The sequence below is a fragment of the Flavobacterium sp. genome (genome assembly GCF_043779715.1).
Taxonomy (GTDB): Bacteria; Bacteroidota; Bacteroidia; order Flavobacteriales; family Flavobacteriaceae; genus Flavobacterium.
Genome location: NZ_JAYWDT010000055.1, coordinates 1 through 10148, shown reverse-complemented (window position 1 = coordinate 10148; position 10148 = coordinate 1). Strand labels below are relative to the sequence as shown.

Annotated in this window: 9 protein-coding genes and 1 pseudogene; 9 read left to right on the top strand and 1 reads right to left on the bottom strand. The window is 31.9% G+C overall.

What is annotated here, in order from left to right; translation table 11 throughout:
* From ACH2BG_RS02710 to ACH2BG_RS02690, 5 genes and pseudogenes are all read left to right on the top strand, one after another.
* Positions 1-1674, top strand: a pseudogene (locus ACH2BG_RS02710) (hypothetical protein); the annotation flags it as partial.
* A 68-nt stretch (positions 1675-1742) separates the two neighbouring features.
* On the top strand, positions 1743-2369 hold the full coding sequence (locus tag ACH2BG_RS02705) for a hypothetical protein (protein ID WP_395046198.1): 627 nt from the start codon (positions 1743-1745) through the stop codon (positions 2367-2369).
* Positions 2370-2501: 132 nt separating this feature from the next.
* Positions 2502-3908, top strand: a complete 1407-nt coding sequence (locus tag ACH2BG_RS02700) for an alpha-amylase family glycosyl hydrolase (protein ID WP_395046197.1) — start codon at positions 2502-2504, stop codon at positions 3906-3908.
* Positions 3909-3912: 4 nt separating this feature from the next.
* The gene (locus ACH2BG_RS02695; RefSeq protein ID WP_395046196.1) at positions 3913-4572 is read left to right on the top strand and encodes a glycerophosphodiester phosphodiesterase; all 660 of its coding nucleotides are present in this window, start codon (positions 3913-3915) and stop codon (positions 4570-4572) included.
* Positions 4572-5789 carry an NAD(P)/FAD-dependent oxidoreductase gene (locus ACH2BG_RS02690; RefSeq protein ID WP_395046195.1) on the top strand — a complete coding sequence of 406 codons (1218 nt, stop codon included), beginning with the start codon at positions 4572-4574 and terminating at the stop codon, positions 5787-5789. Before ACH2BG_RS02695 ends, ACH2BG_RS02690 begins: the two co-directional genes overlap by 1 nt.
* Here ACH2BG_RS02690 and ACH2BG_RS02685 read toward each other — a convergent pair.
* A complete protein-coding gene (locus tag ACH2BG_RS02685; protein WP_395046194.1) occupies positions 5786-6277 on the bottom strand; it encodes a TspO/MBR family protein in 492 nt (163 codons plus the stop codon). The two genes, ACH2BG_RS02690 and ACH2BG_RS02685, sit on opposite strands and share 4 nt — an antisense overlap.
* A 97-nt stretch (positions 6278-6374) precedes the next feature.
* Between ACH2BG_RS02685 and ACH2BG_RS02680 the strand changes: the two genes are divergently transcribed.
* From ACH2BG_RS02680 to ACH2BG_RS02665, 4 genes are all read left to right on the top strand, one after another.
* Entirely contained in the window at positions 6375-7457 is a 1083-nt protein-coding gene (locus ACH2BG_RS02680; RefSeq protein WP_395046193.1) for a diphosphomevalonate/mevalonate 3,5-bisphosphate decarboxylase family protein, read from the top strand.
* A 33-nt stretch (positions 7458-7490) separates the two neighbouring features.
* Positions 7491-8429: a mevalonate kinase gene (locus ACH2BG_RS02675; protein ID WP_395046192.1), complete on the top strand. Its 939-nt coding sequence runs from the start codon at positions 7491-7493 to the stop codon at positions 8427-8429.
* Positions 8430-8470: 41 nt separating this feature from the next.
* A complete protein-coding gene (locus ACH2BG_RS02670; protein WP_395046191.1) occupies positions 8471-9388 on the top strand; it encodes a geranylgeranylglycerol-phosphate geranylgeranyltransferase in 918 nt (305 codons plus the stop codon).
* A gap of 248 nt (positions 9389-9636) precedes the next feature.
* On the top strand, positions 9637-10148 hold a 512-nt coding region (locus ACH2BG_RS02665), incomplete at its 3' end, for a S4 domain-containing protein (protein ID WP_395046190.1).

Below are 10148 nucleotides of genomic sequence, written 5' to 3'. Positions count from 1 at the left end.
AACTTATCAAACCCGTTAGGGAACCAAAGTTTCGTTACATCAGGATTGTTATTTTCTTTGGCAGGAAAATCTAATTGGAAATACCAGTTCGAAAAATTAGATTTTTCAGAAAGTTTTTCAGGAAATCGACACCTAATTTCAGGCTATTACAAACATAAAAATTGGCTATTTTCTAACGACGGAAGTTTTTTAAATAGTGATGGAAATATTTCAACTTCCAAATTTATTAGAAATCAAACCCAAACAAAATATCATTTTAATAAAAATTGGATTGGTGGAAGTCTTCGATATGAAAATAACCAAGAAAAAGTAAAATTGACAAACCAGTTTTCTAATCTGAGTCAACGGTTTTCTGAATACGGCGCATTTATAGGACGAGGCGATTCTACAAAAGTTTTTGTCGAATTGGGTTACCTAAATCGCGTAAATGACAGTTTGCAATTGGGCTTGTTAAAACGTGTAAACACATCACAATCCTACTATTTAAAATCGAAATTAATTCAAACTGAGAAAAGCGATTTGTCAGTTTTTATCAATTATAGAAACCTAAAATTTGAAGATATTGTTCGTGGAAACGAACCGTCATTAAATTCGAGATTGTTATATAACGATCGTTTTTTTAATCAATTAATACAAACAACCACGGCATACGAAACGACTTCGGGAACTATTCCGCAACAAGAATTTAGTTTTCTAGAAGTAGATCCAGGAAAAGGAATTTATGCTTGGAATGACTATAATGGGAACGGAATTCAGGAAATTCAAGAGTTTGAAATTGCGCCTTTTCCAGATCAAGCGAAGTATGTTAAAATATTTTTACCGAATCAGATTTTTATCAAAACACATCAAAACAAATTCTCGCAATCGCTTATTTTAAGCCCATCCCAATGGCAAAATTCGACAGGATTTAAGAGATTTCTGTCTTATTTTTATAACCAATCGTCATATTTGATAGAAAGAAAAATAAAACGCGAAAATGACAATTTCGATTTGAATCCATTTTCGGAAAAAAATGAAAATTTATTGGGATTAAATTCGAGTATTCGCAACAGTTTGTTTTACAATCGAGGTAAACAAAGCCATTCGGTAACCTATACTTTTATCTCTAATAAACTAAAAAACTTGCAATCTTCTGGGGAGCAAGAAGCAAAAAACGCATCGCATCAGTTGCAATATGATCATTTGCTAAAAAAATATTGGTTGTTTACTTTATCTGGAAAAACCTTTGTAACAAGCAACAATTCCGAGAATTATGCTAGTAGAAATTTCGAAATAAAAGGAAATCAGTTAGAACCTAAAATTTCTTATTTGTTTTCTAAAAATGCCAGTTTAGATATTTTTTACGAAATGCAAAGCAAAGAGAACAAATTAGGCGATAACGAGTCATTAAAACAAAACAAATTCGGAACTTCATTTAGTTTTTCTAGCGAAAAAAAACTAACGCTAAACGGCGAATTTTCTTGGTTTGATAACAAATTTATTGGAAACGAATTTTCGCCAGTCGCATTCCAAATTTTAGAAGGACTACAACCTGGAAAAAATATGACTTGGCGTTTGTTGTTACAGAAAAATTTGACACAATATCTAGATATAAATATTAATTATTTAGGACGAAAAAGCGAAACAACGAATGCAATTCACACGGGAAATATTCAATTAAGAGCTTATTTTTAATTTTAGGGATGCTTTGTGTAAAAAAAATACTAATTTTAAATAATCAACTATGAAAAATTAATTAAGTCATGAAAAAAATCCTATTACTATGTATGGTTTTTGTTTTCTCAAATAGCTTCCTTGCTCAGGAGACAGAAACTACAGCTAAAAAAGCTAAAACTGAAAAAATAAGCAAGGCTAAAGCAAAAGCTGACGCTAAAAAAGAAGCGCTAAAAAAGGAAAAAGTAGAAGCTGAAAAAGCTGATGCAAGAAAAGAAGCGCTAAAAAAGGAAAAAGTAGAAGCTGAAAAAGCTGATGCAAGAAAAGAAGCTGCTAAAGCAAAAAAAGAAATAGAAGCTTCTGTAAAAGATAAAGAGAAATCTTCAAAAGTTAAAACCAAAACCAATAAAGCTGATACTAAAGTAAAAGCTGAGTCTAACAAGACAAAAACTAAAACAGCAAAAGTATCGGCCGAACAAAAAGTAGCTAAACCTGCAAAAGAAGTTAAAGCAAAAACAACTGAAACTAAAGCAAAACCGACAAAAACCGTTGCTAAAAAAGAAAGAGTTTCAACTGAAAAAGCAAATCCTAATACAACAGACAAAGTAACTGGTGAGTATAACGGAAAGAAAGTTTTTACTGGACCTCGTGGCGGAAGATACTACATTAATAAAAATGGAAACAAAACCTATATTGATGACGAGCAAGGAAACTAATCTTGAGAAATAAAATTAAAAAATGGTCACGTTTGTCGTGGCCATTTTTGTTTTTAAGATGTCCAGGAATCTTTTTGTTATGATTAAATTGTATTTTTGGCATTCTTATTCAAAAGACAAAATAAGTTAAGCATGAAAAAATTAGTTGTAATAGCATTCCTTTTTTCTTTTTTTATAAATTGTAAAAAAGAAGAGCCAAAAATCACAGCAGAAAAAAAACTAGAGATTGCTCCAATAACTCCAGAAATCGCTGAAAATGCAGTTATTTATGAAGCAAATATTCGTCAATATTCGCCCGAAGGAACCTTTAATGCGTTTACAAAAGACATTCCTAAACTTAAAAAATTAGGTGTAAGAATCCTTTGGCTTATGCCAATTCACGAAATTGGAATCAAAAATAGAAAAGCAAAAGTTGATTTATCTGTCGATGAGATTACTGACTCGATAGAAAAGAAAAAATATCTCGGAAATCCTTATTCTATAAGAGATTACAGAAGTATAAATCCTGATTTTGGTACAAAAACTGATTTGCTAAAACTCATAGAAACAGCTCACAAAAACAAAATTTACGTAATTTTAGACTGGGTTGCCAACCGCACCGCTTGGGATCACGCTTGGATCACGCAGCATCCAGAATATTATATGCACAATAAAGAAGGAGATATAATGTCGGCTTATGGTTCGAAAGATGTTGCTGAGTTAGATTATAACAATTCAAATCTTCGTAAAGCGATGCTTGAAGAAATGAAGTATTGGCTTAAAACGTATGATATTGATGGTTTTCGTTGTGATTTAGCTGCCGAAATACCAACGGATTTTTGGGAAAACACAAGAGCTGAATTAAATAAAATAAAACCTGTTTTCATGTTAATGCAAGCTCAGAAATCAAAGTTGATGTTAAATGCTTTCGATATGCAATACGGTTGGGAATCTCATTATATTTTTAATGAAATTGTAAAAGGCGAAAAGACGGCAAAAGACTTTGATAATCTTATAAAAAAGAATGATTCATTATATCAAAAAGATGATATTAATATGAATTTCACGTCAAATCATGATGAAAATTTCTGGAACGGAACCGAATACGAAAGATTAGCAAATGCTACTGAAACCTTTGCTGTGCTTACTTTTATAATGCCAGGAATGCCACTAATTTACAACGGACAAGAATACGATTCGAACAAAAGATTGCCATTGTACGAGAAAGACACGATTCCTCATACTGTTGAAAATATGATGGCTATTTATGAGAAATTAGGCAAACTAAAAACAGAAAATGAAGCTTTAAATGGCGGAAAAAACCCAGCTTCCTATAATCGTTTGCTAGCATCAAATGAAATTGATATTCTTGCTTTCGAAAGAGAAAAAAACGACAAAAAAGTTATTTTTATTGGTAATCTATCAAAAACAAATAAATCATTTACAATTCCAATTGAAGGGATTTTTACAGATTATATGTTAGGAGAAAAAATAGAATTTACAAAGGATCAAAAAATAAATTTTAACCCTTGGGAATATAAAATTCTAATTGTAGAATAATGTTATGCTAAAAATAGGGCATCGCGGTGCAAAAGGATATGTTGCCGAAAACACTTTGGCTTCTTTTCAAAAAGCAATAGATTTAAAAGTTGACGGAATCGAACTCGATGTGCATTTAAGTTCTGACGGAGAAATTATGGTCATTCATGACGAAACTATCGATAGAACTACAAACGGAAAAGGTTTTGTGAAAGATTTCACTTCCGTGCAATTAAAGCAATTTGGAATTCCAACTTTAACCGAAGTTTTAGATTTAATGAATCATGATTTTTCTGTGAATATCGAATTAAAAAGTAATGATTCAGTCGAAAAAGTAATAACTTTAATAGAAAAATATGTTTTTGAAAACAATTGGAATTACAATAATTTTATAATTTCTAGTTTTCTTTGGCGTAACTTAGAAGTGGTTTCACAAAGGAATAATCAAATTAAAATTGGCGTTTTAACCGAAGATTCTATCGAAAAGGCATTGGCTTTTGCCAAAGAAATTAAAGCATTTAGCATCAATCCTTATTTTAAATTATTGAATGCCGAAAATGTAAAATTGATGCATAATGAAGGATTTCAAATTCATACTTGGACAGTAAATTCGTCAGAAGACATTACCTTTGTAAAATCATTGCCTGTCGATGGTATAATTTCCGATTTCCCAGATAAAATATAATGAACTCAAAATACGATATAATTATAGTAGGCGGTGGTGCTGCAGGATTTTTTGCAGCCATCAATATTGTCGAAAACAGTCCAAAAACTAAAGTAGCAATTCTAGAACGAGGACAAGAAGTTCTAACCAAAGTCAGGATTTCTGGCGGTGGTCGTTGCAATGTAGCGCACGCTTGTTTTGTGCCAAATGATTTGGTCAAATTTTATCCTCGTGGCGAAAAAGAACTTCGCGGACCTTTTCATCAGTTTTGCTCTGGCGATACTATTGATTGGTTCGAAAAACATGGAGTCGAACTCAAAATTGAAGACGACGGACGTATGTTTCCTGTTTCTAATTCATCACAAACCATAATCGATTGTTTCCTTAAGGCTACAAAAAAGTTAGGAATTGATGTTTTAACTGGGCAAAGTGTGCAATCTATTTTCAAAAGTGAGACTTTCTGGAAGGTAGAAACCAATCATGAAACATTTGCTTGTAAAAAAATAATAATGACAACAGGAAGTAATCCTAAAATTTGGGAAATGCTTCAAAACTTAGGACATTCAGTTGTCGAGCCAGTTCCGTCTTTGTTTACTTTTAATATTAAAGATGCGAGAATTAAAGATTTAATGGGACTTTCTGCATTGGCTTCTGTCAAAGTCAAAAACTCAAAATTAGAAGCTTCTGGACCTTTGCTTATTACACATTGGGGAATGTCTGGACCAGGAATATTAAGACTTTCGGCTTGGGGAGCTAGAGAATTGGCCGACAAAAAATATCAGTTTGCTATTGTTGTCAATTGGTTAAACGATAAAACATTCGAAGAAACGGCAACAATTTTAAGAGAATTAAAACTCGAACATTCTAAAAAAGCAGTTTCTAAAAAATCACCATTTGATTTTCCAAACCGCTTATGGGAAAGTTTTGTTTTAGCATCTCAAATTGATATTGAAGCAAAATGGGCAGATTTGACAAAAAATCAACTTACAAATTTGACCAATCAACTCACAAATGCGGAGTTTCAAGTTAATGGAAAAAGTACTTTCAAAGAAGAATTTGTAACAGCCGGTGGAATAGATTTAAAAGAAATAAATTTTAAAACCATGGAAAGTAAAATCTTGCCAAAGCTTTATTTTGCTGGCGAAATTGTAAATATAGATGCAATTACGGGCGGATTTAATTTTCAAAATGCTTGGACAAGCGGATTTATTGTAGCGAATTCAGTTCAGGACAATTAAGAATTTAAGAACCAAATACTAGCATTTAAAACGGTGGCAAAACTAACCCAAGCTAAATAAGGTAAAAGTAGTTTTGATGCAAAATTATCTACTTTACTAAAAGCTTTTATGGTTTCGAAAATGAATAACCAAAGCAATAAAATCTCTATTAAAGCTAAAAAAGGATTGCAAAATCCGAAGAATAAAATTGACCAGAGCGCATTTAGACCTAATTGAATTCCGAAAAGTATCATCGCTTTTTTAATGATTTCTTTGCTTCTTCTACTTTGACTTTTGTTGCTCCAAATTATAGCAAAACTATAGCCCATTAGAATATATAAAATAGTCCAAACAGGAGCGAAAACCCAACTTGGCGGATTAAAAAAAGGTTTTTCTAGAGTAAGGAACCAAGTCTCCACAGATGACTTTGTTACTAAACTAGACAGGAATCCAACTAATACACAAACTGAAACTGAAATAATAATTTTGGTTAAATCGGCTTTTTTCAAGGGAATATTTTAATAAATTTTTATCGCAAATTAATAATAAACTATTTTAAAAAACAAAGAATTGTTAAAAAAAGTATCTTTGCTTAAATTTTAAAATATGATTTTAGAAAAAGATTTTTTAATAGAAAATCACTCGATTACGATAGATAATGGAAGCTTCGAGTGGAGCTCTCCCAGTAATATTGCTTTGGTAAAATATTGGGGAAAAAAGGAAAACCAGATTCCAGCGAATCCGTCTATAAGTTTTACATTGAATAACTGTAAAACAATTACCAAATTGTCTTTTATCAAAAAAGAAAATAATAATGATTTTTCATTCGATTTGTTGTTTGAAGGTAAGCCAAAAGAAGACTTTAAACCCAAAATCAAGAAGTTTTTCGAACGAATTGAGGTTTATTGCCCGTTTCTAAAAGAATTTCATTTTACGATTGATACGCAAAATACTTTTCCGCATAGTTCAGGAATCGCTTCTTCTGCATCAGGAATGGCAGCTTTGGCGATGAATATTATGAGTTTAGAAAAAGCTTTAAATCCTTCAATTTCCGAAGAATATTTTTACGAGAAAGCATCATTTTTGGCTCGACTAGGTTCGGGAAGTGCGTGCCGAAGCGTAAAAGGAAGCGTTGTAGTCTGGGGAACTCATGCAGAAATTCCTGAAAGCTCAAATTTATTTGGAGTTGAATTTCCATCAACGATTCATCAAAATTTTAATAATTACCAAGATACAATTTTGTTAGTAGACAAAGGTGAAAAGCAAGTTTCAAGTACTGTTGGACATGATTTGATGCACAATCATCCTTATGCTAACAGAAGATTTGAGCAAGCACATGAGAATTTATCTAAAATAAAAGTAGTTTTAGAAAACGGAAATCTCGACGAATTCATCAAGATTGTAGAAAGCGAAGCCTTGACTTTACACGCTATGATGATGACTTCAATGCCTTATTTTATTCTGATGAAACCCAATACATTAGAAATTATTAATAAAATCTGGAAATTTAGAAGTGAAAACAACATTCCGGTTTGTTTCACGTTAGACGCTGGAGCGAATGTTCATGTTTTATATCCTGAGAATAAAAAAGAAATAATTTTACAATTTATTAAGGACGAATTAGTTGGCTATTGTCAAAATGGTCAGTACATTTGTGATGAAATTGGAAACGGCAGTCAATTGAATTAATTTGTATATTTATATTCTGAAAACTAAAAATAAATGAAAGGACCATTATTTTACTCAAAAATATTACTTTTTGGAGAGTACGGAATTATTCGTGATTCAAAAGGATTGTCTATCCCTTATAATTTTTATAATGGAGCATTGAAATCAGATGAAAATCCTTCAGTTGAAGCTATAAAGTCTAATCAGAATTTAAAAAAATTAGCTTCTCATTTAGCAACTTTACAAGAAGAGCAACCAGAATTAGTAACGTTCAATTTAGAAAGTTTAAATAGCGATATAGCAAACGGAATGTACTTTGATTCTAGTATTCCGCAAGGATATGGAGTAGGAAGTAGTGGTGCTTTAGTTGCAGCGATTTATGATAAATATGCTAATAATAAGATCACAGTTTTAGAAAATCTAACACGTGAAAAATTATTAAAACTTAAAAATATTTTCTCTCAAATGGAGAACTTTTTTCACGGAAAAAGTTCCGGTTTAGATCCTTTAAATAGCTATTTGAGTATTCCAATTCTAATAAATTCTAAAGACAATATTGAAGCAACAGGAATTCCAACTCAAAGTCTAGATGGGAAAGGAGCGGTTTTCTTGTTAGATTCAGGAATTGTTGGAGAAACAGCACCGATGGTTAATATTTTTATGGAAAGCTTAAAAGAAGAAGGTTTTCGAAAAATGCTAAAATCACAGTTTATAAAGCACACCGACGCTTGTGTAGAAAATTTCTTAGGTGGCGATATCAAATCATTGTTTGCTAATACTAAAAAATTATCGAAAGTAGTTTTAAATAATTTTAAACCAATGATTCCTGAGCAATTTCATGGACTTTGGCAACGTGGTATCGATTCAAATGATTACTACTTAAAACTTTGTGGATCTGGTGGTGGCGGTTATATTTTAGGGTTTACTCAAGACTTAGAAAAAGCAAGAGAATCACTAAAAGATTATAAATTGGAAGTAGTTTATCAGTTCTAAGGACTTTCAAACTTTATGATTTTACAACTTTCGACTTATAAATGCTAACACGCAAATCAAAATTATTCTTAATCAAAATCTTCAGTTTGTTTTCTGTCGTGCGTGGTTATAATATTCCAGTAGTATTTTTAGCACAATATTTATCCTCAATATTTATCCTTTCGCCCGAAAAAAGAGCACTCGATGTTATCTTAGATTGGCGTTTGTTTCTACTCGTTTTTGCATCAACACTAACTATTGCATCGGGTTATATCATCAATAATTTTTACGATTCCGAAAAGGACTTAATCAACCGTCCTAATAAAACTAAATTAGACAGATTGGTCAGTCAAAAAACAAAATTGCAAGTCTATTTTGTGCTAAATTTTCTAGCAACAGCACTTGCGCTTATCATTTCGTTTCGAGCAGCCTTGTTTTTTGCAACCTATATTTTCTTGATTTGGTTCTATTCTCACAAACTCAAAAAATACCCAATTGTTGGAAATCTAACCGCTTCGATACTTGCGGTTTTGCCTTTTTTTGGTATTTTATTGTATTTTAAAAATTTCTATCATGTTATTTTTGCACACGCAATATTTCTTTTTTTACTCATCTTTATTCGTGAAATGATCAAAGATTTAGAAAATATAAAGGGGGATATTGCAAACAATTACCAGACTATTCCTGTGCGTTTCGGAGAGCGAATTTCCAAACAAATCATTACAATTCTAACCATTTCGACCATCATTCCGGTTTATATATTAATCGAAAAATACGACGTAGGTTACATGGATATCTATTTTTATATCAGTCTAATCATTCTGATATTATTCCTACTTAAACTCTGGAAATCCGAAACACAACCCGAATATCTGCAACTTCATGTTGTATTGAAAATCCTTATTGTTGCAGGGGTTTTTTGTATAATGCTTATAAATCCTTCGGTTTTAATAAACGGAAAAGCATTGCTAAAATTATAATTTTTTAGGAGCTATCCCGATAGCTATCTGGGCTGCTATCCGTTTCAAACGAAGTTCACAGAACTCCGTTAAAATAAACATTAAGTGAAGTAATCTTTTGGTTTTTAAAGAAAAAACCAAAAGGATTTTCACTTCTATCAGGGCTAATAAGAAACTATCAAGCTCCATTTTTCATTATCAAATAAAGAAACACTATCTTTGCAAACTTGTGGTCATAAGACCCAAGAGAAGAAGTAAATACAGAAGTTATGAATAATTCAGGAGGCAATAAAAAAGGAAGTGGCGCGAGACCAAACAGTACTCGTCCAAGTTCTAACAAGCCAAAACCAGCGATGGCAAAGCGTGCCCAAGGTCCAAAAAAAGTAAAACCTACAACTAAAGTAGAGGAAGTTGACCCAAATAAAGTAGAGAAAAAACCAAATCAAGCGCCTAAAAGACCAAAGGTAAAAGATGAAATCCGTTTGAACAAATATATTTCTAATTCAGGAGCTTGTTCGCGTCGTGATGCCGATATTTACATACAATCAGGTAACGTAAAAGTAAACGGAATTCCTGTTATCGAAATGGGTTATATGGTAAAGCCAGGTGATGTCGTAAACTTCGATGGATCGGTACTTACACCAGAAAAGAAAGAATACATCTTACTGAACAAACCTAAAAATTTTACGACTGCTTTCGACGAAGGTCAGGAAAATCGTAATGTTTTAGAACTTGTAAGAGGTTCGACTAATTCAAAAATTGCTGCAGTAGGAAGAATGGA